This is a genomic window from Ornithinibacillus scapharcae TW25, assembly GCF_000190475.1.
In the GTDB taxonomy this organism is placed as follows: Bacteria; Bacillota; Bacilli; order Bacillales; family Amphibacillaceae; genus Ornithinibacillus; species Ornithinibacillus scapharcae.
In genome coordinates, this window is sequence record NZ_AEWH01000031.1 from 1 (window position 1) to 23184 (window position 23184).

The window sequence follows — 23184 nt, forward strand, 5'->3', positions numbered from 1 at the left end:
ATATGAATCATGTTATAACTGTATACTCAAGTGATACTTGCAAATTTTGCGTTAATCTACTAAAAATGGCTAGCGAAGAACAACATAACCTATATAAACAAGAATATTCGTGACCAAGACACGTTTAATGAATTTAATAAATTTAATGTAAATGGAGTTCCTTTTATCCGTATAGTAGACAAAGAAACTAATGAGGAAGAGAGAATTGTAGGCTTTCAACCAGAGAAGCTTAAAGAAATTTTAAAGATATAAAAAATTATACAAAAACCACCCAGTCTAAAGGGGTGGTTATTTTTAAAAAAATTATAGAACATATGTTCTCTTTTGTGGACTTAGTTTATAATATGTTAATAAGTACCACTTTAAGTATAGATAAAGAGTATACAAAAGGAGGAAAAAAGAACGGGGTGGTTAATTAATGAATCATAAAGATCAAAAATTAGTGGATTTCTTTAGGAAAAATAGAGAGAAAGTTAATAACCCAATTATTAAAAGCTTTTTAGCTAGTAAAGAGAATCTATCTCTAGTGGAAAAAGCCATTATGGACCCATCATATATTAATAGGGAGAAAGTGGACAAAGCCTTCCAAGAACACTATCAAAGGATAAGAAAAATAAAATATATAAGTAACTTAATCTATTTTTTTAGCATTGACTATGACAAAAAAGTTAAAAAACATAAAGAAAGAGCTTTGTTAGTATTGGATAAAGAATTGTCTGGAAGCGAATCAATAACATTGAAGGATGTTATCAGTGAAGACAATCAAGATATGGATAGTTTTGTAGGAAACAACATCTTTGAAACAATTGAAGATGAATTACTAATGAGAGCTATAAAATCGTTACCTCAAAAGCAAATCCAAATATTAGATATGATATATCATAAAGAATTACCATTAAAAGAAATTGCAACCAAACTACAAACAACTCCCCAGAATATATCTAATCATCATAGAAAAGCCCTCAAAAAATTAAAGCAGATATTAAACAAGGAGTGGTATAGTGGGAAAATATGAGAAAAAACACGATGAAGACGTTATGTATATATTGGAAAAGTTCGACCCAAAGATAAAGAGAAGTTTAAGTAGTACAACATATCAAGAGAGAGAAGATTTGGAACAGGAGATTAAGATAAAAATAATAGAAAAGTTATCTACAGTAAAATTTAAAGATTCACCTAGATTTTGGGATCTTCTTAAATAAGTTACGTAAGAAAGTGTAAGTTAAAAATCGGCCATATTTTAACTTACACTCTTTTCTATTAGGGGACTTTTCCCTCTCTAGTTAATCTGATAAACTGGTATATCATTGGAATTGCCATTAATATAGCAGGAATTAAAAATAGATAGAAAATGCCGTAAAAACCTAATAATATTGCTATTAATAAAAGGAAAGGAGAAAATTTGTTTTTATATAGCTGAAAAGAAGCTATTATGCCAATTATCCCCCCTAGCACTCCTAATAAGCCAAAATTTCCTAGCGTATAGGAGTCATCTACCAGTGCAAATAACATTGCAAATAGAGAGAAAAATACTCCTGTTAAACCACCAATCATCGCTACTGTTTTCATAATGAACCCCCCTGTATTTTAAAAAAATTGAAGTATATCATCTAAAAATAATAAGACGATAATGTCGAATAGTAATAAAACCCAAAACAATTTATTCCTGTAGAAAAGGAATACTATTATATTTATTATTCCTACTATAGGGAAATAAAAGAGGATAAGGTTAGAAACCAAACCAGCGTAATTTACCACATTACTATTATAGAAGTTAAAAGTGATAATCCCAATAATAGAAATCCTTACTACTAAAAAGACAGCAAAAATTGATAATTTAAATATAATTAAACCTTTAAATGGACTGACCTGCTCTTTATTTGTTTGTATATCTAAATCTTCATTGCTAGTGACCCCATCTAAAAGTTCAATTCTCTTCATGCAATCTTTACATTCATTGTAATGTTCTTCCAGAATTTTTCTAGTTTTTAAATCAGCATCTTCTCGAAAAGGAATTAACTCTTTTGCTAAATAATGAATTTTCTCGTCTTTATTCAAAAATCATCACCTCCAGCTGTTTGAAGTAATTTCTTTTTCATTCTAAACATTCTAGTTTTAATTGTAGGAACAGGCATTGAAACTATATTAGAAATTTCTTCATATCTATAGCCATAATACTCTTTCAAAATAAAAATAGTTTGATCTTCTTCAGACAATTCGTTGAGTAGAATTTCTATAGAAGCATTAATTATTAATTTCCTTTCTGGGTGGTAGTTATCTATTAGAAGTCTTTGCAATTTTTCATCATCCCGTAAGAGGCTAGGACTTTTTTTCTATAATGGTCAATTAGAGTATTTCTAACATTAACTACAAGCCAACTTCTTATATAGGATACTTGTTTTATCTTTTCCGGACTCTTTAATAATTTTAAAAAGGTTTCTTGGATTATATCTTCAGTAAGTTGTTTATTGGACGTTAAATTAATTAGGTAACTGGATAAATAGTGAAAATTTTCCTGATATATTTTTTCCAAATTTAAAAAGGGACTACTGCGATCGTTATTCATTTTATATCCCCTTTCCAAATTTTCTACGAGTGAGACGGATACAGGTTACTAAAGGTTTCAAAAAAATAAAAATTAGTTTGTTTTTTTTTAGTACTTTCACTTTTAGGTATTACAGAGAAACAAAATTAAAATTATATTATGCTAAGGAGTGGGTTTTTATGGGTTTTACTAATATTTTCTCTGAAGAAATGACTGCTGAACAATTACTTAATATTTCTTTGTCTGAAAGACAGGCTATTACACAAGGTTTAGAGTATGAACTTGGTGCAGCTACAATATTTCATGAAGGACAATATGAACAGGTTGGCTATAACATTCAATACTATGCTCAACCGGAAGAAAGTGAAGATAAAGGAGATTTAGTAGTTAAACAAGATATTAGGTTTCTTAAGTTTCATAAGTATTTAAAAGTGAATCTAATTAAATCTTATATGAACCAAAAAGATAAAGCCAAGATTTTTCTTCAGATTATTTTTTTGGATCATATAAATAACAAAAAGAAAATAGTCTCATTTCAGGACGGTAAATTATTAGGGGATGATGAAGTTGATACGAATTCCAAAGAAATTGAACTACCATATGACTTTACTGAATTGAGTAAAGAAGAACAAGAATTTGATACCGGCGATATGACTGTACAAGGATTACCATGTATTCAAGATGGTTGTTGTTCTTTCAGATATAACGGTAATCCATTTAATCCATTGGTTAAGTATAATTGGTGTGGTGCAAACTGCGGAAGTGGAACTCCAGTAAATGCTTTAGATACTTGTTGTCGTACTCATGATTATTGTTATGGAAGTTTTAAAAGCTATCCATCCCGTTGTGATTGTGACCAAAACTTAATTAATTGTGCGAGAAACACAGATAATGCTGGAACCTCTCGGGTTATTGCTGCATTCCAAGCAAAAATGATTTGGGAAGGATGTTAAATAGAAAAGCAGTAGGATTGTATTTTCCTACTGCTTTTCTTTGTTTGTATGTGTGTCAGGGATGAAGTGTATTCGTCCTTTTCATAATGTACTTGTGGAGGAAGAAAAAGAAAAGGGAAGATATCAATATTTTTTGAAACGTTGAGTAAATATAAAACGTCTAACTTAAAAGTATTAGTTGGATTGGAGAGAATCACATGAGATTTGCTTGTCTACTATTAATATTAATTACGCTAAGTTCCTGTGTAAAGGAGACCATTAGTGTTCACGATAAGAGTCCGTATGCAGCCTCAGAAGCCAATATTAAACCAAGTTCTATGTCCGTCACAAATGAAGTTCCCTCTGAATATTTCGCTATAACGGAAGGGGAACTTATGATGGAAGATGCGGAATCGGCATTTGAAATGTGTATAAGGGCACTGGATGATTATTATAAAGCGGTTTGGAACGGTTCAGAGATTAACTTGGATACATATATTGATAACGAAAGGCTTAAAAAATATACGCAAGAGAAGATTCAATCCCAATATGAGCTACATCATCATTTTGATACGGTGCAAGGGATTAACCCAGGCGAGTGGCAAGTAGAGTTGATGGATGATGAAGAAGGGGGATTTCTATATTTACATCTTCCCGTTCAAATTAATATGACTGTAGGTAGTTATGGTGAAGTTACTGAATTTCTTATACGCAATGTAGAAGGTAAGTTAGTCATTGTGGATTGGTATACTGGTGCAAAAGATAGTTATGATTTCATGGTGCGTGGAGAAAATGTAACGATTGATAATCCTGATTTTTGGAATGTAAGTGAATTGGTAAAGGAAATAGAAAGGAAACAAGTTGACTTTTAGTCTTAATGGTAAGACCTCGAATAGGAGGTCTTTTTTTCATCAGTAATTGAATTATAGAAATGGAGTTTTTAGAAAAATTCGGTTAATAATCTGATAGATAATGTTAATATGGATATATAGTAGCAAATAAGTTCTTGTTAGAAACTTTCCATTTCAAGATTAAAGGAGGGGGAAGATGCGTCAATATGTTCAAACCTACTTAGGCGTACTTAAGAAAGATTTTATGTTAGTTATGATGGCAGTGGTATTAATTTCCCTAACTTTTGGTTATTGGTATGGGATTCCGATATTTTTAGTTGGGGATATGGTAGGAAATATTACCAACAACCTAGTTATCCTTCATCTTTGTGTGTCACTCTCAGGAGGACTATTACTTTCATTTTACCTTCTACCGATTAATGTTAGGGTTGCAAAAAATATAGCCAATAAACAACTGAACAATACCTTCCATACTTTTATCCGGATACAAATTTCATGGATTTTAGTATACGCAGTATTATTTGAGATTATTATTCTTAGATTTATTTTTATATAAACCAGGAGGGGAGGGGATGGAATGGAAATCGAATTAGGTGGTAATACTTCTCTTTTCTTACCTCCTTTACACTTCACCGTTATTGCAATCGTAGTCATTTTCTTATTAGTAAAATGGAGTAAACAACTAGAAACAAGGAGAATGACAGTGTGGTTCTATTTTTTAATCAGTACTTATGCTACACCCATCTACTCTCAAAGTACAAGTGAAGGTACATTTGAGTTATGGGTGCCATTAGGTTTTATTGCCGTGTTCGTCTATATGTACAGTAACAAAAGAAGCCATCCAGCTAAAATCAAAGCAAGCATCATAGGACTCTGTTTTGCACTATATCAAATAATTCAACATTACTGGGGGTAGGTGGGAAACGGGGACAGGTCCCTTGTCCCAAAGTTAGCAACCTCAGTGTTAGTGAAAAGGGAGTTATGATAATGGTACGCTTTTTATTAATTTTTGGAATAATAATTTTCGCGGGATCTCTTATTTTCTTTGTGATGAACCTTATAGGAGAAAACGATTCAATGCTAATGATTGGTTCCATATTTGGAATGTTAAATGCAAGTATTGCAATCGGAGTTTCAGAAATACTAGCTAAGATAAATCGGGACTAGGGACCTGTCCCCATGTCCCAGTGTCTGTACAATAAAATTGGCAAAAATTCTAGTGAAGGTGGTCAATCGTGAAAAAGTATTATATATTAATTAGCCTCTTCATCCTATTCTTAGTAGTAATCATTACTAGTTTTACATGGGATTCTAGAGGCTATGCGACAGCTTGAAGAAGCTGTTCAAAGTCAGTGGAAGACACCAATAAATGTCATCAATCAAGATACGGAAAGAAAAATCGTTTACTATTTAGACAAAGACCAGCATGTGGTTGGTATATATAAATATGATAATGGCAACTACATCTACGATAATGAACAAAGTGAGGGTATGCAATTTTCTTTTGAAGAAGGTATTCCGTTTTATGTTTACTATAAACATTTTGAGGAAGCTGGCAATATTGTTTATGGAGCAATTACTTCGGATGATAATGAAGTAGACAAATTTATCATCTCATATAAAAATGGCGAGAAACAAACAATCAGCGCAAAGAACAATACCTTCATTGCACCGATACCTATTTCAATCGATCCAGATAACTTTATGAGTAAAATAAAAGCTGCTGATGCTTTCGACAGTGAAGGTAATGTAATAGTAAGTTGGTAGTCCCGCTTCTGAAAAATGTTCATAAAAAAATTCTAAGCGTACGGAATCAAATCCTTTTTCCAACTACGAATAAAGCATATATTTTACCAATATGATTTTGTCTATAAAAATAAGCCCCCAGAAAGGAGCTTATATATAAAATGTTAATTCTGGAGAATACTTTCCAATTTCTCTGGAGGTAATGGCTTGCTAAAATAGTAGCCCTGTCCCAGAATTCTTTCATCACTAATGTTAAGTAAGGTATTGATATGTTCTTCATCTTCAATCCCTTCAATTACTACTTCCAAATCCAGATTAAACCCAATATTCATGATCGTTTTCACCATTGCAATATCCTTATCAGAAAGTTCCTGGATAAATGTTCGGTCCACTTTAATAGCATCTATTGGCAATGTCTTTAAAACAGAAAGGGAAGAATAGCCTGTTCCAAAGTCATCAATAGACGTTTTAATTCCTAATCGACGTAATTCATGGAGTATTCTAGTCGAATCCGTTAGATTTTGCATAATACTTTCTGTGATTTCCAGCTCAATGTCTGTTGGGTTCACTCCAGTTTGATGGAGGATTTTTTCAATGTTTTGTATAAATGCCTTATGCTGGAATTGGCGGACAGAGACATTGACACACATACAAAGGTGGTCATAGCCCTTTTGATGCCAATCCTTTATTTGTTTACATGCTTCCGTCAAAACCCAATCACCGATAGATACAATTAGACCGGTTTCCTCTGCTATTGGAATAAATTCATCAGGTGAAACATATCCAAGATCGGGATGCTTCCAACGCAATAATGCCTCTATACCTACTATCTCTCTCGTTTGTAAATCTACTTTGGGTTGATAATATAGGGAAAGCTGTCCTAAAGAAATGGCATCACCTAATTCATTCTCAATTCTCATTTTACGAGCAATACGACTGCTTAACTCAGAACTATAAAATTTATATTGATTTCGTCCCTCACTTTTTGCCAAATACATAGACATATCCGCATTTCGAAGTAGCAACTCACTTGATTGGCCATTATAAGGATATAAGGATATACCAATACTAGGTGTTATAGTAATCTGATAATTATTGACTGGTATGGATTTTGAGAAATTGTTTAAGATAGTGTTTGCAATCCGTTCACAATTTTCTTCAGAAGCATCCAGCGTTATGATAATAAATTCATCTCCGCCCACACGGTACACACGATCTTCCTCTGAGATGGATGCCTTTAATATAATAGAACACTCTTGTAATAGTTGGTCACCGATGCCATGTCCTAATGTATCATTGATATTTTTGAATCGGTCAAAATCTAATAGCATGATGGCGTAATTTTTTTTCTTTTCTTTTGAATAGTTAATGAGTTCATCCATGTCTTTAAGATAACTAGTTCGATTATGTAGCCCTGTTAATTTATCATGATAAGCGTGGTACCATAAGTCATGCAGTAGCAAACGATGATTTTTCGTCATAACTATCTGTCTTGTAACAATTGCGACAATGGATAAAATTAAACCAATAATTAAAACGTTTAAGTGCCATTCTGTACTTGCCATGGCAAGAATTGCAAGATAGATTACACTTAAATTTAGAATTAGCCCGTTATTACCTTGTTTTGGTTGAGAAGTGAATTCCCAAGTTTCTACTTCCTCTTTTCTTTCTACATAAAAACCAGAATAACCAATGACCAGAATAGCAAGAGCCCATAGAGGATCAATAAGACTTCCAAATTCATATTGATTATTAATTAACAAAAAGGCATAAAGTGTATCTGTGACGATTTGAATAAAGAATCCAAATGATAAGAAAAAGAACGTTCTCTTTTCTCTTTCAAGTCTAGTCATGTAATAAATATTAATAATCACAAAAGCAATAGCTATATCTATAATGGGGTACAGGATGTTAAAAAATGCTTCTGATTGATGTTCCATGGATATCTCTATAATTGGATTAATTAAGTAATGCGTACTTAGTGTGATAGCCGCAATCATAAAAATAACGATATTAAATATGAAAGGGCTCATGGAGACGGTTTTATATAGTAATTTGAGTTTGTATATTAAGGAAGTTAGGAATAGAGCATAAGCTGAAATCCAGATATAAAAAGAAACGATAGGGTGGTCTGGTTCACCTGTTATTACAATATATACAAACCAGATGAGATTCGATAAAAGATGTAGGAATAACCCGGTGTTTAATAACCATAAAAAAACTCTATGCTTGTTAGAGAGAAATTTAAATGTCCTCATAAGCCAATAAATAGAAATTAATGCAGCAATGACTGGCAAGAGGGATGCACCGACTGCTCGTACCCAAGCATCATCGTCATAGATGACAATCCAGCTATAAAAGAGTACTATGTAAAAAACTATAAACAGTATGGCGTTTCGTTTTTGTTTAGTCATGGATGTGTTCACCATTCTTTGTTGAATTTTAAGTACTATTGTACCATTATTTTAAGTTTCAATAAAAAATAGTGAGTCGTTTTTCGCTTCCTATTTTTGGTAAACCTAAGGCTAATTCATTATGAAAAAAACTCGCACTGTAATTCAAATAGAATTTGTGTGCGAGTATGTTTTCTAATAGAAGGAAATGAATATAAACATATCATTATACTCTAGTTTCATAATTTAAGGTTGACAACATAAATTGCCTTCACCTTTTTCTAAAGCAGATTTTAAACTATCAAGAACCCCTGACCAGGCCATTTGATGCCACTTAATTGCCTCATCCCATTCCTCTGCACCCTTAAATCCACTATGTTCAACCACGACCTTTGTAGAATTTTCATTGATCGATACAAGACTCACTTTTACAGTTGTCAGTTCATCATTATTGTTCATTAATGTTTCGAACTGGTCTGGGCCTTTCCATGTGAAATGTAGTTCTTTCTCAGGTATAAGCTTTGTTATCTTACAACCCTTCGTATTCATACCAGTTTTATTTCCAGGTATGAAATAAAGTTCGTAAGCGCCACCTTCCTTAGCTTCTACTACAGTTTCAGGTGCAAACCATTCAGACACTCTTTCGGAGATTGTCCAAGCGTACCAAACTAAGCTTAATGGTGCGTTAATTACTACTTCTTTACTTATTACTCTATCATTTGTGGTTGTTGTCACAAAAATCACTCTTTCCGTAAAATTTAAAAATCTATTTAAATAGTATCATTATTAGAGTTTTGATGAAAGAGGAAATTATTAATGTGTTCATAAGGATAGAAAAAGTTATTCAGTATTCCAAAATTAAAAAGCAGACAAAAGTTTTACTTCTTTTGTCTGCTTATTTTCTAGAACGGGTAGGATTCACCATCATTTGGTACTAAAACATTATCGGACATACCTTTTTTATTAGCAAAGCTTTTCAATTCTTCTTTGGATAATGTCCAATGGTTGACAGCTTCCATGTGGACAGCAATAATTTTGGCATTAGGAGCAGCTCGATAAACTTCATAGACATCGTCTTTGCCCATTACTAATGAACCGCCTTGGTTAAATTGATTATCTCCCGCATTGACAACGATAACTTCTGGTTGGTGTAAGTTGATTACTTCTTGAACGGCATCATACCACACCGTGTCTCCTGCTACATATAAAGTTTGCTCTGAAGAATGTTTGAAGACAATACCACATACTAGCCCGGCCAATTTTAGGATTTCACCTCGTCCGTGTTCACCTTTGGTTTTAATCAATTGGATACCTTCAAAAACAGTATCTTCTTGTAAAACTTCTACATTTTGAAATCCGGCTTTACGGATTTCTGTAGCGTCCTCTTCGTTTTGAGAAAATAGTTTAATATTTTTTGGGAGTGCTTTGACAGCAGCCTCATCCCAATGGTCATAATGCAAATGAGTCACGATAACTGCATCTATTCCTTGGATGATACTTTCTATTGTTGTTGGTAAATCTACTAAAGGGTTATACTGATCTTCTCTAGGTGCATTTGGGAAAGGTGGGTAAGCTCCCTTTTCTGCTAACATTGGATCAATTAAAAACTTTTTCCCTGCATATTCTACAACTAATGTTGCATTACGAATGTGATGTATATTCATCTTGATAATCTCCTTTTCTTTAAAAGTTTCCTTGTACCATGTATATTTTATACTATGACCAATGAACGGATACATAGAAGAAATAAAGTGTTTTTGGTGTTTTACTTTATTTATGAAAGGAGTGCAGAAAATGTTAGACAATACGGATAAAAATATACTAGAAGAACTCTCCAAGAACAGTAGGCTCACCATGAAAGAATTGGGTGAGAAGGTTCATTTGACCGGTCCTGCAGTTTCAGCGAGAGTTGCGAAATTAGAAGATCAAGGAATCATTGAGGGTTATGCTATAAAGATTAATCCGGCTAAATTGGGGTTGTTTGTCCATGCATTTATTACCATCATCACGCAGAGCACTAATCATCAACCATATCTGTCATTCCTTAAATCACAAGAACAATATATTATTCATCATTATAAAATTAGTGGAGATGGTTGTTATCTTCTTGAATGCAGATTTCCTTCTAATGAAAAACTTAATGACTTTTTGGAAGCCTTAAACCATTATGCCAATTATAAATTATCGATTGTTATAAATGAAAAGTAGTTTGAACTATTAAAAGAAATGCATAAACACAAAAAGCTGAAGGACTACTCCTTCAGCACTAAGGCAATAAGTTGATCGCCAACATCTAAGTTAAGCTTTTCTTTAAAGGTAACAAATACGATGTTGCCGTTTTTCTTTTTAATACATAGTGGTGAGCCATTAATAGACAATTCATCTTTTTGGACTGTCTTTTTCTCATGTATTTCGAAATTCTTTATTGTATAACCGATATTGATTTTTTTATTTAATTCGGTAAAGGTATCTTCTTTTCCAAATAATAGGTTTGCTTTTATCGAATGTGGAATTTCATTATCCTGCGCTTTTTGAGTTTTGTTTGGTAAAGCAAAAATATTTTTGTAACCAAATTCCGGAATATAAGACTGGCATACTAACGCATTATATGCTGCGTCTCCCGTCATGGATAAAATGATATCATATGGTGTCATGTCAATATCAAATTCACTTTGTTCCGATAAAATCTCTCCGTTATAGGTTGCAATCCCTAATCGATTAGCCTCATCCAATCGAGAGTTAGAAGTGTCTGTAATTAGGACTGGTGTACCCATTTCTTTCAAATGTTTTGCGAGGGCAATAGAAAAACTACTTGCACCTACCATCACAACGCCGGTAGATTCGGTATTGGCTAATCCTAGTTTTTTGGCGATTGGACCTATTGAGAATCCATGTGCACATACGGTAATAAATACAAGTGCTAACGTAAGGGACGTTAATACCGTTGCATTCGGATACCCATCTTCCAAGAGTAGTCCGGCAAAGTAACCAGAAACGGTTAGTGCTACGATACCTCTTGGCGCAATCCAGCCAACAAGTGTTCGTTCCTTTACCGTCATTTCCGTACCAATGGTTGAAACCCAAATAGATAAAGGACGTACAACAAATAACATCACTAGAACAAATGCTAAAATTGGCCATGTGAAGATTTCCAAAATAGTCTCTCGAGTGAGGGATGCAGTAAGTAGGATAAAGACCGTTGATGTTAGCATAACGGAAATGTTCTCCATGAAGTGAGTAATACCACTAATCGAATGAACATATTTCTTTGTTCTTGCCAATGTTAATCCCATTACAGTTACAGCCAGCATACCAGTTTCATGCATGATCGATTCCCCGATAGTAAAACAAATTAATACGAAACAGAAGGTGATAGGGGATTTTAGATATTCAGGAAACCAACCTTTGCCCGCAAGAAAACTCACGATTATCCCAATAACAATTCCAACTATAACCGCTAAAAGTGCATCCCCGAAAAAAGGAATAAAATCATGATAACTAAATGATTCAAGAGAAGTAATTTTTATTATCTCATAAGCAAATAGCGCTAGTAACGGCCCGATGGGATCCACAATAATCCCTTCCCATTTTAATACAGAGGAAACCCGAGAAGTTAATTTCGCCTGTCTAAGTAATGGGATGATTACTGTAGGTCCTGTTACAACGAATAGTCCTCCAATGATAAATGCTATTTCTAGACTAAGTCCTGCAATAAAATGGGCAGCAAGGGAACCACTAATCCAGGCTATAAAAGTACCGATAGTAACAATTCGAGATACAGACTTAGAAATCCCTTTTAACTCCCGAACATCCAGGCTTGTACTACCCTCAAATAAAATTAAGGCTACCGCAAGCGAAATAATCGGACTATAAAGATCTCCGAGTGCTTCCTGTGGATTTATTAAACCGATTATCGGTCCAATTAGTAACCCAGCGACTGACATAATAACGATGGATGGCCACTGAATTCTCCATGCCAGCCATTGTGAAAATATCCCAAGGGAAATAACAATAACTATACTCATTAATACAAATTCTGTGTGAATGGTAATCACCCTTTAGTGGGACAAGGGGACAGGTTCCTTGTCCCAGATTAGTAAATTCTGATTATGATAGAAGTTAAAAGGTATTCCTTTAGTCTGTATGTTTAGTATCCCCCTTTGTGACTTTATATTAGCAAACAAATTAAAAAGAAGCAGCCCTAACCGGGATGCCTCTTAATCAAGAAAATTTCTATTAGAACGCCGCTGTCCAACCACCATCAGCCGTTACAACTGTACCATTTACAAAGCTAGATTCGTCAGATGCTAGGAATAATGCAACTTGAGCGATTTCCTCAGGATTACCTACACGAGGGATAACCCCTTGGACAGGTTTTGTACGTTCCATTCCAAATTGGTTAATGTTCTTCATGGATGCAGAGATGTTTGTAGCTACAGCACCAGGGGCAATAGCATTGCAACGGATGCCTTTTTGTGCATACATGTAACCAGTGTTTTTCGTTAAACCAATAACAGCATGCTTTGATGCACCGTATGTTGCACCAGCATGTGCACCATTTAAACCACCCGTAGAAGCGGTATTAATGATGTTTCCTTTACCTTTTTCAAGGAAAATAGGAATTGCTTTACGCATTGCACGCATAACACCTTTTGTATTAATATCAAAAATTAAATCCCAACGCTCGTCTAGAATATCTGCAACTGGTTCAAAACCGTCCATGATACCTGCGTTATTTACTAGAATATCTAATGTTCCATATTCGCTAACTGCTGTATCAATCATGTTATCGATATCCTCTTGTTTTGCCACGTTAACTTGAACAGCTTTAGCGACGCCACCTTTTTCCGTGATTCCGCTTACAACTTCTTGTGCACCTTCAATATTAAGGTCAGCAACGATTACTTTTGCACCTTCACTAGCATAAAGCTCTGCGATAGCTTTTCCCATACCAGATGCTGCACCTGTTACAACTGCTACTTTGTCTTGTAATCTCATTCTACGTTCCTCCTAAAATTTGAGAAAATATAATGAACATGTGTACAATAAAATTATATCCCGCAAAATTTAGAAATACAAACGACGGATTTTTGAAAACTGTAGCGTAAACAACAGGTTTAACTAAAAGTGTTGAATAATGAGGTGACAAAATTTTGAAACATGATCTACGAGTAGTAAAAACACAGGAAAGCTTGCGTCATGCTTTACTAGAGCTTCTGAAGCAGAAGCCATTAGAATCTATTACTGTCGCAGAGTTATGTCGATTAGCAAAAATTAATAGAGGGACGTTTTATTCTCATTACAAAGACGTACATGAGGTGTTTAGACGTTATCTAGAAGTAATTGTGGAGGATTTTAGGAAGGCGTATGAGGAACCGTATCGGAAGACAGGGTTTAAAATAGAAAATATTAAGTCTGGGATGATACAGATTTTCCATCATGTGAAGAAATATCAGGATTTTTATCAAATTGTTTTCGATAAGCGAATTCCATTGATGTACTATTATTTGTTGTTCGATACCGTTCGTTCTTTTATGAAGGAATCATTAGCCCAGAGTTTACTGGATTCAACGTACTCAGCACAAACTGAATACCTGCTTAGCTATCAAACGAATGCCATTTTAGGATTACTGTTAGAATGGCATCGACAGGAATATAATACACCAGCAACAGAACTAAATGAACATCTCATCACGATTCTCTCACTGAATAGTCCATTTCGGGGATAGGCTTGCTTAGGGATTTAAAAAGGTAGTGGGGGGGATAAGACCTCACTACCTGGAAGATAAATTATTGAGCTGTTAATCCGCCATCAACAACAAATTCAGCACCAGTGCTGTAGCTAGATTCGTCTGATGCCAGATACAGTACTAAATTAGAAACCTCTTCTGGTTTTGCAACACGTTTATTAGGGATGAACTTAGCGAATTCTTGAATTGCTTCTTTAGCATCTTCTTGTACAATCATAGGTGTTTCAATGACACCTGGGTGTACAGAGTTTACACGAATTCCATAATGTGCTAAACCTAAAGCGGCTGCTTTTGTCATTCCTCTTACGGCAAACTTCGTGTCAGTATAGCCAATTGCGCCACCGACAAGGCCATTAATGGAAGAAATGTTTACAACAGAACCACCGTTAGCTTTTTTCATAGAAGGAATAACAGCTTTCATTCCTAAGAATACAGATACTTGGTTAATATCTAAGATTCTGCGATATTCTTCCTCTGTAATTTCCTCGATAGATTTATTCATGCTAATCCCTGCATTATTAACCAACACGTTTACTGGCCCAAATGCTTCTTCAGCTTGTACAACTACTTCTTCCCAGTTATTACCTTTAGTTACATCAAGCTTTACAAATTTAGCATGATCACCAAGCTCTTTCGCTAAGGCTTGTCCTTCTTCTTCTAAAATGTCAGCGATTACTACTTTTGCACCTTCACTTACGAAGCGACGAGCATGTGATGCACCCATACCTCGAGCTCCACCAGTGATAATTGCTACTTTGTCATGAAGTCTTGTCATATGAATCTCTCCTAATTAGAATCTTTTTTTGAATTCCGTTAATTAGTTTCTCTTGAATCGTTAAATACTGATTGATTTCGTCTTCAGTTAACACTTTAAACAACTCTACAAAAACTTTTTCACCGATTTTTTGTGCTGTTTGTAGTGCCTTTTCTCCTTCGGTTGTAATGGATAAATAATTTGCTCGTTTATCGTGTTCATCATCCACACGGTTTACTAGCTTTAAATTTTCGAGCTTATTTGCAATGTTCGTCATCGCACCTTTTGTGTATCCAATCGTTTCTGCCAATTCAACTTGTTTTTGTGGACCTTTATGATGTAACTCACTCAAAACAAGAATCGGAGAAATTCCTAGTGGATACGGGAATTCCTTCGTAAATTGAATGATGTTATGGTTGTTCATTTTTTCAATCGCATGAATTAGTTTAAAAATATTTGTTTGTTCCAAGAGTAGCCTCCAATACTGAGTACTAGTGAAGCATGATCGAACCACCATCAACCATGATAGTTTGACCAGTGATATACTGTGAGTCACTGGAAGCAAGAAATACAGCTACCCGGCCGATATCATTTTCCACATCACCAAAACGACCAAGTGGAATTTTGCTTCTAACTGCTTCGTAATACTCTGGTTGTGCTTTTGCCCATGCTTCAACACCAGGTGAATTAGCAATTGGACTAATTAAGTTTACATTTATCCCAAATTTACCCCACTCGTTTGCGGCAACTCGAGATATACCACGAATTGCTTCTTTTGCAGCAGCGTAAGCACCTTGGGTCGTATGCCCAGCTAATCCAGCACCAGATGCGAAGTTAATCACATTACCTTTTGTTTCTTTTAAGTAAGGAAGGGCAGCTTTCATTAAATAAAAAGTAGGATAAAATCCGGTACCAAATGATAAGTCCAAGTCTTCCTGTGTTGTGTCTTCCATAAGTTTTTGTTTGGAAGCATGTGCATTATTGACCAATACATCGAGCTTACCGTATTTTTCAACTACAGTAGTAATAATTTGCCCTAGATTTTCACGGTCTAGTAAATTTGCCTGCAAATACATGGACTTTGGTGAATGTTGCTGAAGCTCTTTTTCCATTTCTCTACCTGTTTCTTCATTAAGGTCGACAATCGTCACAATAGCACCTTCTTTTACCATTGCCATAGCCATTCCACTACCAATGCCACCAGCACCACCAGTGATAATTACAACCTTATCTTGTAATTTCCCCATAGAAGTCATCTCCTCTAAAATGGTTTAATGCTAAACTACCTACAAATATAGTTTAACACTAAACTATTTATTTTGGAAGTGTACATGGGGACAGGTTCCCTGTTCCAAAGTTGGTAGAGGGAACAGGAGAAATTGTGCAAAAAAAAAGAAGCAATCGCAACCCTAGTGATGGGACGATTTACTTCCGTTATTTTTCTTGTTGTATATCTCAGCTAAACTCCTTGATAATGGAATACCTGATTTAGGACAATGTACCTGTCCACATTTCCCACTTTAGAGTTTGAATGTGTTTACTGATTCTAGGAGGTCTTCGGCCATTTTGGAAAGAACACTTGCTGCGGCGCTGATTTCCTGCATGGTTGCGTTTTGTTCTTCTGCTGAGGCAGCCACGTTTTGTGTGTAGGCTGCAGCATCTTGTGCAATTTGGGCAGTATCATCGATGGAAGTGACCATGGATACTGTACTAGAGCTAATTTGTTGAATAGCGGCTGATACTTCCTCAATTTGTTTCGATACTTCCGTAACTGCTTCTCGGATATCATCAAATGAAGATCCTGCTTGATTAACGAAATCCTTTCCAATTTCTACAGCTTCTTGACCTTCAGCCATTGATTTAACTGAATGAGTAATATCTGTTTGAATGTCTACTATCATTTCGCTTATTTGATTCGCTGAGTTTGCAGATTGCTCAGCTAATTTGCGTACTTCATCAGCAACTACTGCAAAGCCTTTTCCGTGTTCACCGGCTCTTGCAGCCTCAATAGCTGCGTTTAACGCTAATAGATTTGTTTGTTCAGCAACACCGGTAATCAGGGAAACAATTTCACCAATTTTATCAGATTTAGTACCAAGCTTTCTAACAATCTCGGCAGTAGAGTTTGTTTTTTCTTGAATAGAATTCATTTGATTGATAGTTTTATGAATCACTTCTGTACCTAGTTGCGCTTTACTAGACGTTGTAGCAGAGGAATCACTAACAGATTGGATGTTACTACTAATATGTTCAATACCTTTTGAAATATCACTTGCAATCATACTTCCTGTATTGGCACTCTCTACTTGTTTATCCGTACCAGCAGCAACCTCTTGAATAGACTCAGAAATTTGTGTGGTAGCTTTACTAGTTTCCTCCGCACTCGCAGTAAGCTGTTCAGATGATGCTGCTACCTGATTAGAGGTGTCTGCCACCTGCTGTAGTAATCCGATTAAGTTATCTTTCATGTGATTGAAACTAGTCGTTAACTGTCCGATTTCATCCTTCACATGATCTGTAATAGATGAAGTAAAATCTCCTTGTCCAGCAAGTTCAAGCGCCTCAGTAACCATGGACAAGCGTTTTTTAACACGACGAGTAAACCAAATTACAATTGCTGTTGCGACAATAATTACTAGAATAAGTGTGATAAGGAATGTTTTCATTGTGCTAGAAATGGTTTCGTCGATAAATTCCTGTGAAGCACCAACATACCACATGCCGATTACGTTATCATTGGAATCGTAAATGGGCTGATAAGCAGTTTGATATTCTGTACCAACAACTGTTGCTTCTCCTGTATAGATTTCTTCATTAGTGATTACTGTTTCAATAACTTCTTCCGATGCTTGGGTGCCGATTGCTCGCTCACCATTATCTACTACATTCGTCATGACACGTGTGTCATTGAGGAAAATCGTTACTGTTCCATTAATCATATCTCCAATACTATCAACTAGCTCTTCGTTTTCATTAATGTTTGTTTCACCTTTAAATAATATGTCTCCCTGGACATTCCATTCCCCTGGATAACGTTCATCCAAATAGTTATACCCTAATTCTAAGTCCGTTAATGCCTTTGCACGGGCAGATTCCTCAATTCCAGCTCTAATTTGACCTTGAACAACAAAAGCTAGAATGATAGAAAATCCAAGTAATATGGATATGACTAATAGATTTACTTTTGTACCGAATCTTAATTTGTTAAAGTAATTTTTCATAATTTTCCCCTTTCAATTGTTATGCTAGTTAAAAATAGTACTCTTTCCTCCTTACAATAATTCAAAAAAAAACCGCCATCTAGGCGATTGAACAATTAACTAACAGGTACCAACATGGGCAGGTAAAGCACAATACCATCTTAACCCAGAAGGCTTATTCAGCTGTTATCAAATTGGATAGGGATATTTTACTATAACTTATCAAAGTTCGCTACATTTTTTTCGTGGTACATGAGGACAGGTACCTTGTCCCAGATTTCTCCTTGGCAATTGAAGATTGTTGGAAAATATATCGTAATAACAACTAATTACATGACTACTAAAAGTTAGGTTTATATGAAACTGGACAACCAACAACCTATTGCAGAGGAAGTGAGAAGACATAAATAAGTCTAATAGGAAATATTTCATCTATTACTACCATTAATTCAGTAAAATTGGATTGTAGGAAATGGAACCTGTCCCTACGTTCCATTTAGGTAATTAGAACTAATAAATTCTTATTCTACCTAGTAAAGCATCACTATTTTAATGAAAAAGTAGGGAGAATTAACTAAATTACAAGACTATTCTTGGATATGTTTGGTAAAATAGGTATTTAGTCATGAACTAAAATAAAGGAGAATATGTATGTCAATCGAAGAATTAAACAACGAAACGTTAAGAAAGAAAAATAGGGTCATCCTAACGATGTTAATCATCGCGGTTACGTTGGGAACTATTGTCGAGATAAGTTTGGACAAATCTTTACAGCTAATATTAACGATTGCTATCGGTGGGGGAATCCTATGTGCTGTCATTGGCTTCTTACATAAAACAAAGCGTCTAACAAAATTAATTGGGTACCTAGCAATAATTGGATTGGTTCTAATACTTGGAGCGATTATATTAGTGAGTCCATCAGAAAATAATCTATCGCTGTTATACTTCTTATTAATTTGTTCTGCACTATATATGAACCTTGTTCTCTATGCAATAGGTACATTGAGTAGTTTAGCTTTATTAATTATTGCTTTTACATTTAATGGAGAAATTTACTCTTCTGATATCGCTACGTATATGATGCTATTTTCATTAGCAATTCTAGTGCTTTTTCTACAGCAAAGAATTATGAGTAATGTTGAAAAAAATCTTGGTTCTGTATCACAATCCATGGCAGAAAAATTAGAAGCCGAATCTAAACAACGTACAGTTCTAGCTGAAAACTCAGAAGTTATCGCGCAAAACATGCTTAAGATTGAAGAACAATCTGAAACAGAGAAGAGTACATTTAATGAAATTAATGAAGCCTTACAAGAAGTAGCGTCTGGAACACAATCACAAGGCGATACGATTAGCTCTATTATGGAAGCGGTTGAAAGAACAACCAACGAAGTAGCTTCTATGAATGTTAGTGTCAATCAGATTAGTGATTATACAACACAAATGACAGGCGAGATTAACGAAGGGCGCTCTCAGTCTCAAGTGCTAAGTGATCAAATGGATGAGTTCAAACAATTTATCCAATCAACAGAAGAAAATATGAGACAGCTAAGTCAAAATATCGAATCATCGCTTACTTATATTGAAGCGATTCAAGAAATTACCTCCCAAACGAATTTACTTGCCTTGAATGCATCGATAGAAGCAGCTAGAGCTGGTGAAGCAGGGAAAGGTTTTTCCGTTGTTGCTGAGGAAATTCGTAAATTAGCAGAAACGACAGATAACACTGCCGTTCAAATTTCTAAAACGTTAAATCAAGTGCATGAAAACAACGTAGAAACACAAGACCAAATGAATGTGGTCGCAAGTAAGATGGATGAAAACATAGAAGGTACAAAGCGTAATCAGTCTATTTTCGAATCTATTCAGGATTCTATCCTTCATCTGAAAAACGAAGTCCAGTCCTTTGAGAATGTTGCCAAAAATATCGACCAAGAAACAGGTGCTATTGAAGGTGCTGTAAATGAATTTGCTACGATATTAGAGGAAGCAACTGCATCACTAGAAGAGGTGTCCGCATCTGTTCAATCTCATACAACGAATAAGGAACAGCTTGCACAATTAATACAGGATACGAATAAGGCAACACAGAATCTTACAAATTTAATTAAGTAATAGTTAATAGAAAAAGAAGTAATGGCGAAATTGTAGCTATGAACTGCACCCCAAATTTTAGACACTATCTAAAATTTGGGGTGCAGTTCACTATTACTTCTTTTTACTTGTATTAGTAGAATAATTTTAATTCGTTAGATAGCAATTTAGAGTTAGATTGTAATTGGAGTTTCTCTTGAAGCTGTTTAGGTAATATCGTAATACACTTTTCTACGAAGTCACTTGTAATAGATTCTTGGTCTGTAGCCCCTGTAATTTCTTCTCCGACAAACGCTAAGTCGAATGGAGACTGTGCAAATATTGTTTCGGCTAAGTTAATCAATAGTTCGTCAACTTGAGAAAGCCAAGGGTTTAACTCTTTTGTTAACGGATAGTTAAATGGATAAAATAGCTCCAATGAAGCTAGTGGAATGGAGATATCAAGCCAGTCAGATTCTTCAGGAACCCGAATCACAGAGATACAACAAGGTAGTAATTTTCCATCTGAGATATGTAAGGCTCCGTAAAATGGACTGACACTATTTTCTTCGATTATGATTGGCAAAGAAGCAGGGGACTGTTGATAATCCGTTCGTTCCCTCCATAAACCAGTAAAAAACGGACTCTTATCTAATGAACGTAGCGCTTTATTTATCCGCTGATCATCTCCACAAGGGTGAAATTCAATAGATAATTCATAATACCCGCCTATCCAATTTTCTGGACTATTATATTCACTATAATTCATGAACACACCCTCAGGCTTTTAAATCATCCTTAGAAATTGTCTGACCATTGATTTTTAGCTGATTGCTGAGAGAAACTTTACCATCCACGATATCCTTCTCTGTTAAAATACTAGGAATGGTATAATTAACGAGTTTCCCATCGATATCATAGAATAGGTAACCTTCTTTTTCGTCATGGATAAATGAATTGATTTTCATATTTGGCGTAATAAATAATGTGATCTTTTCTTGTTCCGTCCATATCATTTTTATAAGTACTTTTTTCTTTAGCTTGTTTTCGACTAGTTGTTTCCATTCGGTTAAGGAGATTTCCATCCATATTCCTCCAGATATTATTAGTATGTATAGTTTACCACGAAAGGGTATAAATACTTAAATTGAACTAGTAAACGCATTGTTCGGCGAATATTCTTTATGATTCGGTCGGTTTTCCAAAAACTTCGGCGATAATTAGCTTTGTTCGGCGAAAACTCAGTGTTATTCAGCTAAATAGGAGCAATGTTTGGCGTTGCTGCGTACATGATTAATCTACCAGTGTACCAAACACCCTACGAAAGTAATCTGCTGCTTTTAACATTCTAGCCCCATACCAGAACATTTCTCCATCAACGATCTTAGGTTTTACATTTGGTAACATCTCCTGAAACTCTTCCAAATGCTGGTCTCGAAATGGATACGGCTCGGTCGCTAAAAGGATGTAGTCCAGATTTGCTTCTAGTAAATCCTCCTCTGTGACCACTGGATATCTCCCTTCAGATAATATGAAAGGATTGATAAAACCAATGTTCTCCAACAGAGACTGGATATAAGTATCTCCTCCAACTACCATATATGGTTTCTTCCAAATGACATATGCTGCACGTTTACTGTTAACGTTAGGAAGTGTTTGAAACGCAACTTTGATTTCTTGTACTAGATTAAGAGATTTTTCTTCTCTACTAGTCAGTTGTCCAACATCATAAATCATCCGATACACATCTGTGATTTTTTTTACCTCAAAGACAAACACGGGATAATGCTGTTCTAATGTTTCGACTATTTCCCTCGTGTTTTCTTCTTTTTCAGCGATGATGAGGTCTGGCTTTAGTTCAAGGATACGATCAAGCTTGATTTCTTTTGTCCCACCAATATTCATTGCCTTGCTGACTTTGTCTTGAGGATGGATACAGAATCTTGTACGGCCAATGATTTCGTTCTCTAGACCTAGGTGATACATGGTTTCTGTGATTGCAGGGACAAGGGAGATGATGCGTTTTGGTGGGTGGGAAAGGGTGATGGTTCTGTCCAAATGATCTTGTATAGTTAGCATGGTGTACCTCCTTTACTTTTATAGTCCTAGTCTAGCAGAGTGGGGGAGGGTTTCAAGTGGTTAATGACAATAGCAATAAAAGTCTTGATAAACAAAGAAGTAATCGCTACAGATTATAGGCGATTACTTCATTTAAATTATGAAAGGATAAGGATATCCCAGTACGTATTATCTATGCTGATCAAAAAGAATCGGGTTACCATCTGGATCTACAATAGTAAAGTGTCCCGGACCTTCAGTAGTTTCATCAGCTTCTGTAATAAATGTTATTCCTTTATCACGAAGTTCTTTTTGAATCTCTCGAACATCTGTGAATGATTCAAGATTCTCGGCATTTTGATTCCAGCCGGGATTGAAGGTAAGTATGTTTTTCTCAAACATACCTTGGAAAAGACCAATTACAGTTGTTCCGTTTTTCAGTATGAGCCAGTTTTGGTTAATGTCTCCGCCTAATGTCTCAAATCCAAGGGCTTCATAAAATTCTTTGGATTTGTGGATGTCTTTGACGTTAAGACTGATGGAGAATGCGCCTAGGTTCATGGGGTGGCCTCCTTTTTTATATTAATGACTTGCTGCAAGTTTAACAGATAACTTAGATAAAACAAATGAAATATAATTTGAACATTATTCAATTTTTTTAATTAGTAATTACTAATATAATAATTAAATTTATTAAAGAATAATATTGTCTTTAATAATTAAGAGATTAGTTTTGAAATGGAGTTAAAATCATGGTAGCCTAAAATTAAAATTTCTATAAACTATGAATATATTTAAAAGTGAGGATTCGAAAATGCTTTTAATTAGATTATTAGTTGAAAGGTGTTGATATAGTGAAACTACAAACCTATTCTTACA

28 protein-coding genes are annotated in these 23184 nt (G+C 35.0%); 11 read left to right on the forward strand and 17 right to left on the reverse strand.

Features of this window, described 5'->3' with window-relative positions; all coding sequences use genetic code 11:
- Positions 1-418 precede the first annotated feature (418 nt).
- Both G5W_RS0107580 and G5W_RS0107585 read left to right on the forward strand, forming a co-directional pair.
- A complete protein-coding gene (locus G5W_RS0107580; RefSeq protein WP_010095562.1) occupies positions 419-1015 on the forward strand; it encodes a sigma-70 family RNA polymerase sigma factor in 597 nt (198 codons plus the stop codon).
- Positions 1002-1202: a helix-turn-helix domain-containing protein gene (locus tag G5W_RS0107585; protein ID WP_010095563.1), complete on the forward strand. Its 201-nt coding sequence runs from the start codon at positions 1002-1004 to the stop codon at positions 1200-1202. Before G5W_RS0107580 ends, G5W_RS0107585 begins: the two co-directional genes overlap by 14 nt.
- Positions 1203-1260: 58 nt before the next feature.
- Here G5W_RS0107585 and G5W_RS0107590 read toward each other — a convergent pair whose 3' ends face one another.
- From G5W_RS0107590 to G5W_RS24845, 4 genes are read right to left on the reverse strand one after another with little or no spacing between them, the layout of a single operon-like run.
- The gene (locus tag G5W_RS0107590) at positions 1261-1569 is read right to left on the reverse strand and encodes a hypothetical protein (RefSeq protein ID WP_010095564.1); all 309 of its coding nucleotides are present in this window, start codon (positions 1567-1569) and stop codon (positions 1261-1263) included.
- Positions 1570-1587: 18 nt separating this feature from the next.
- Positions 1588-2058: a hypothetical protein gene (locus G5W_RS0107595; protein WP_010095565.1), complete on the reverse strand. Its 471-nt coding sequence runs from the start codon at positions 2056-2058 to the stop codon at positions 1588-1590.
- Positions 2055-2297 carry an RNA polymerase sigma factor gene (locus G5W_RS22745; RefSeq protein ID WP_010095566.1) on the reverse strand — a complete coding sequence of 81 codons (243 nt, stop codon included), beginning with the start codon at positions 2295-2297 and terminating at the stop codon, positions 2055-2057. Before G5W_RS22745 ends, G5W_RS0107595 begins: the two co-directional genes overlap by 4 nt.
- Positions 2282-2566 carry an RNA polymerase sigma factor gene (locus tag G5W_RS24845; protein WP_010095567.1) on the reverse strand — a complete coding sequence of 95 codons (285 nt, stop codon included), beginning with the start codon at positions 2564-2566 and terminating at the stop codon, positions 2282-2284. The genes G5W_RS22745 and G5W_RS24845 overlap by 16 nt, the downstream gene beginning before the upstream one ends.
- Positions 2567-2724: 158 nt before the next feature.
- Here G5W_RS24845 and G5W_RS20715 point away from each other — a divergent pair, with 158 nt between their 5' ends.
- From G5W_RS20715 to G5W_RS0107630, 6 genes are all read left to right on the forward strand, one after another.
- Positions 2725-3498 carry a phospholipase A2 family protein gene (locus tag G5W_RS20715; protein ID WP_010095568.1) on the forward strand — a complete coding sequence of 258 codons (774 nt, stop codon included), beginning with the start codon at positions 2725-2727 and terminating at the stop codon, positions 3496-3498.
- A 197-nt stretch (positions 3499-3695) separates the two neighbouring features.
- On the forward strand, positions 3696-4349 hold the full coding sequence (locus G5W_RS0107610; protein ID WP_010095569.1) for a hypothetical protein: 654 nt from the start codon (positions 3696-3698) through the stop codon (positions 4347-4349).
- Positions 4350-4524: 175 nt separating this feature from the next.
- On the forward strand, positions 4525-4884 hold the full coding sequence (locus G5W_RS0107615; protein WP_010095571.1) for a hypothetical protein: 360 nt from the start codon (positions 4525-4527) through the stop codon (positions 4882-4884).
- A 21-nt stretch (positions 4885-4905) separates the two neighbouring features.
- Positions 4906-5244: a hypothetical protein gene (locus G5W_RS0107620; RefSeq protein WP_010095573.1), complete on the forward strand. Its 339-nt coding sequence runs from the start codon at positions 4906-4908 to the stop codon at positions 5242-5244.
- A gap of 71 nt (positions 5245-5315) precedes the next feature.
- Positions 5316-5495: a hypothetical protein gene (locus G5W_RS0107625; RefSeq protein WP_010095575.1), complete on the forward strand. Its 180-nt coding sequence runs from the start codon at positions 5316-5318 to the stop codon at positions 5493-5495.
- Between the two features lie 153 nt (positions 5496-5648).
- Positions 5649-6095, forward strand: a complete 447-nt coding sequence (locus G5W_RS0107630; protein WP_010095576.1) for a hypothetical protein — start codon at positions 5649-5651, stop codon at positions 6093-6095.
- 143 nt (positions 6096-6238) lie between these two features.
- Here G5W_RS0107630 and G5W_RS0107635 read toward each other — a convergent pair whose 3' ends face one another.
- The 3 genes from G5W_RS0107635 to G5W_RS0107645 all read right to left on the reverse strand — a co-directional run bounded on the left by G5W_RS0107635 (position 6239) and on the right by G5W_RS0107645 (position 10131).
- Positions 6239-8488: an EAL domain-containing protein gene (locus G5W_RS0107635; RefSeq protein WP_010095577.1), complete on the reverse strand. Its 2250-nt coding sequence runs from the start codon at positions 8486-8488 to the stop codon at positions 6239-6241.
- Between the two features lie 225 nt (positions 8489-8713).
- Complete coding sequence (locus tag G5W_RS0107640; RefSeq protein ID WP_010095578.1) at positions 8714-9202, reverse strand: SRPBCC family protein; 489 nt, start codon at positions 9200-9202, stop codon at positions 8714-8716.
- 167 nt (positions 9203-9369) lie between these two features.
- Positions 9370-10131: an MBL fold metallo-hydrolase gene (locus G5W_RS0107645; protein WP_010095580.1), complete on the reverse strand. Its 762-nt coding sequence runs from the start codon at positions 10129-10131 to the stop codon at positions 9370-9372.
- A 130-nt stretch (positions 10132-10261) separates the two neighbouring features.
- Here G5W_RS0107645 and G5W_RS0107650 point away from each other — a divergent pair, with 130 nt between their 5' ends.
- Complete coding sequence (locus G5W_RS0107650; RefSeq protein ID WP_010095582.1) at positions 10262-10675, forward strand: Lrp/AsnC family transcriptional regulator; 414 nt, start codon at positions 10262-10264, stop codon at positions 10673-10675.
- Between the two features lie 44 nt (positions 10676-10719).
- Here G5W_RS0107650 and G5W_RS0107655 read toward each other — a convergent pair whose 3' ends face one another.
- Together G5W_RS0107655 and G5W_RS0107660 are read right to left on the reverse strand one after the other, a co-directional pair.
- Complete coding sequence (locus G5W_RS0107655; RefSeq protein WP_010095584.1) at positions 10720-12492, reverse strand: cation:proton antiporter; 1773 nt, start codon at positions 12490-12492, stop codon at positions 10720-10722.
- A 211-nt stretch (positions 12493-12703) separates the two neighbouring features.
- Positions 12704-13465: an SDR family oxidoreductase gene (locus tag G5W_RS0107660; RefSeq protein ID WP_010095585.1), complete on the reverse strand. Its 762-nt coding sequence runs from the start codon at positions 13463-13465 to the stop codon at positions 12704-12706.
- Positions 13466-13620: 155 nt separating this feature from the next.
- On the opposite strand from G5W_RS0107660, the gene G5W_RS0107665 reads away from it, so the two are divergent.
- On the forward strand, positions 13621-14196 hold the full coding sequence (locus G5W_RS0107665; protein WP_010095586.1) for a TetR/AcrR family transcriptional regulator: 576 nt from the start codon (positions 13621-13623) through the stop codon (positions 14194-14196).
- Between the two features lie 61 nt (positions 14197-14257).
- Here the strand turns inward: G5W_RS0107665 and G5W_RS0107670 are convergent, their stop codons facing one another.
- From G5W_RS0107670 to G5W_RS0107685, 4 genes are all read right to left on the reverse strand, one after another.
- Positions 14258-14992 carry a glucose 1-dehydrogenase gene (locus G5W_RS0107670; RefSeq protein WP_010095587.1) on the reverse strand — a complete coding sequence of 245 codons (735 nt, stop codon included), beginning with the start codon at positions 14990-14992 and terminating at the stop codon, positions 14258-14260.
- Positions 14976-15440, reverse strand: coding sequence for a MarR family winged helix-turn-helix transcriptional regulator (locus G5W_RS0107675; RefSeq protein WP_010095588.1), 465 nt, complete (start codon positions 15438-15440; stop codon positions 14976-14978). The genes G5W_RS0107670 and G5W_RS0107675 overlap by 17 nt, the downstream gene beginning before the upstream one ends.
- 22 nt (positions 15441-15462) lie before the next feature.
- Positions 15463-16218: an SDR family NAD(P)-dependent oxidoreductase gene (locus tag G5W_RS0107680; RefSeq protein ID WP_010095589.1), complete on the reverse strand. Its 756-nt coding sequence runs from the start codon at positions 16216-16218 to the stop codon at positions 15463-15465.
- Between the two features lie 273 nt (positions 16219-16491).
- Positions 16492-18192 carry a methyl-accepting chemotaxis protein gene (locus G5W_RS0107685; protein WP_010095591.1) on the reverse strand — a complete coding sequence of 567 codons (1701 nt, stop codon included), beginning with the start codon at positions 18190-18192 and terminating at the stop codon, positions 16492-16494.
- A gap of 630 nt (positions 18193-18822) precedes the next feature.
- On the opposite strand from G5W_RS0107685, the gene G5W_RS20720 reads away from it, so the two are divergent.
- A complete protein-coding gene (locus tag G5W_RS20720; protein ID WP_010095592.1) occupies positions 18823-20289 on the forward strand; it encodes a methyl-accepting chemotaxis protein in 1467 nt (488 codons plus the stop codon).
- Between the two features lie 112 nt (positions 20290-20401).
- Here the strand turns inward: G5W_RS20720 and G5W_RS0107695 are convergent, their stop codons facing one another.
- From G5W_RS0107695 to G5W_RS0107710, 4 genes are all read right to left on the reverse strand, one after another.
- Positions 20402-21016 carry a hypothetical protein gene (locus G5W_RS0107695; RefSeq protein WP_010095594.1) on the reverse strand — a complete coding sequence of 205 codons (615 nt, stop codon included), beginning with the start codon at positions 21014-21016 and terminating at the stop codon, positions 20402-20404.
- A gap of 10 nt (positions 21017-21026) precedes the next feature.
- The gene (locus G5W_RS0107700) at positions 21027-21332 is read right to left on the reverse strand and encodes a hypothetical protein (RefSeq protein ID WP_010095596.1); all 306 of its coding nucleotides are present in this window, start codon (positions 21330-21332) and stop codon (positions 21027-21029) included.
- Between the two features lie 208 nt (positions 21333-21540).
- The gene (locus G5W_RS0107705) at positions 21541-22326 is read right to left on the reverse strand and encodes an ABC transporter substrate-binding protein (protein ID WP_010095597.1); all 786 of its coding nucleotides are present in this window, start codon (positions 22324-22326) and stop codon (positions 21541-21543) included.
- Positions 22327-22494: 168 nt separating this feature from the next.
- Entirely contained in the window at positions 22495-22866 is a 372-nt protein-coding gene (locus G5W_RS0107710; protein ID WP_010095599.1) for a VOC family protein, read from the reverse strand.
- Positions 22867-23184 lie beyond the last annotated feature (318 nt).

Coding starts and splice junctions, on each gene's coding strand:
- G5W_RS0107670 (WP_010095587.1), bottom strand. CDS start 14,992: ATGACAAGACTTCATGACAAAGTAGCAATTATCACTGGTGGAGCTCGA.
- G5W_RS0107700 (WP_010095596.1), bottom strand. CDS start 21,332: ATGGAAATCTCCTTAACCGAATGGAAACAACTAGTCGAAAACAAGCTA.
- G5W_RS0107630 (WP_010095576.1), top strand. CDS start 5,649: ATGCGACAGCTTGAAGAAGCTGTTCAAAGTCAGTGGAAGACACCAATA.
- G5W_RS20720 (WP_010095592.1), top strand. CDS start 18,823: ATGTCAATCGAAGAATTAAACAACGAAACGTTAAGAAAGAAAAATAGG.
- G5W_RS0107710 (WP_010095599.1), bottom strand. CDS start 22,866: ATGAACCTAGGCGCATTCTCCATCAGTCTTAACGTCAAAGACATCCAC.
- G5W_RS0107615 (WP_010095571.1), top strand. CDS start 4,525: ATGCGTCAATATGTTCAAACCTACTTAGGCGTACTTAAGAAAGATTTT.
- G5W_RS0107660 (WP_010095585.1), bottom strand. CDS start 13,465: ATGAGATTACAAGACAAAGTAGCAGTTGTAACAGGTGCAGCATCTGGT.
- G5W_RS0107705 (WP_010095597.1), bottom strand. CDS start 22,326: ATGCTAACTATACAAGATCATTTGGACAGAACCATCACCCTTTCCCAC.
- G5W_RS0107620 (WP_010095573.1), top strand. CDS start 4,906: ATGGAAATCGAATTAGGTGGTAATACTTCTCTTTTCTTACCTCCTTTA.
- G5W_RS0107625 (WP_010095575.1), top strand. CDS start 5,316: ATGGTACGCTTTTTATTAATTTTTGGAATAATAATTTTCGCGGGATCT.
- G5W_RS0107650 (WP_010095582.1), top strand. CDS start 10,262: ATGTTAGACAATACGGATAAAAATATACTAGAAGAACTCTCCAAGAAC.
- G5W_RS0107695 (WP_010095594.1), bottom strand. CDS start 21,016: ATGAATTATAGTGAATATAATAGTCCAGAAAATTGGATAGGCGGGTAT.
- G5W_RS0107590 (WP_010095564.1), bottom strand. CDS start 1,569: ATGAAAACAGTAGCGATGATTGGTGGTTTAACAGGAGTATTTTTCTCT.
- G5W_RS0107655 (WP_010095584.1), bottom strand. CDS start 12,492: ATGAGTATAGTTATTGTTATTTCCCTTGGGATATTTTCACAATGGCTG.
- G5W_RS0107685 (WP_010095591.1), bottom strand. CDS start 18,192: ATGAAAAATTACTTTAACAAATTAAGATTCGGTACAAAAGTAAATCTA.
- G5W_RS20715 (WP_010095568.1), top strand. CDS start 2,725: ATGGGTTTTACTAATATTTTCTCTGAAGAAATGACTGCTGAACAATTA.
- G5W_RS0107680 (WP_010095589.1), bottom strand. CDS start 16,218: ATGGGGAAATTACAAGATAAGGTTGTAATTATCACTGGTGGTGCTGGT.
- G5W_RS0107645 (WP_010095580.1), bottom strand. CDS start 10,131: ATGAATATACATCACATTCGTAATGCAACATTAGTTGTAGAATATGCA.
- G5W_RS0107580 (WP_010095562.1), top strand. CDS start 419: ATGAATCATAAAGATCAAAAATTAGTGGATTTCTTTAGGAAAAATAGA.
- G5W_RS0107635 (WP_010095577.1), bottom strand. CDS start 8,488: ATGACTAAACAAAAACGAAACGCCATACTGTTTATAGTTTTTTACATA.
- G5W_RS24845 (WP_010095567.1), bottom strand. CDS start 2,566: ATGAATAACGATCGCAGTAGTCCCTTTTTAAATTTGGAAAAAATATAT.
- G5W_RS0107610 (WP_010095569.1), top strand. CDS start 3,696: ATGAGATTTGCTTGTCTACTATTAATATTAATTACGCTAAGTTCCTGT.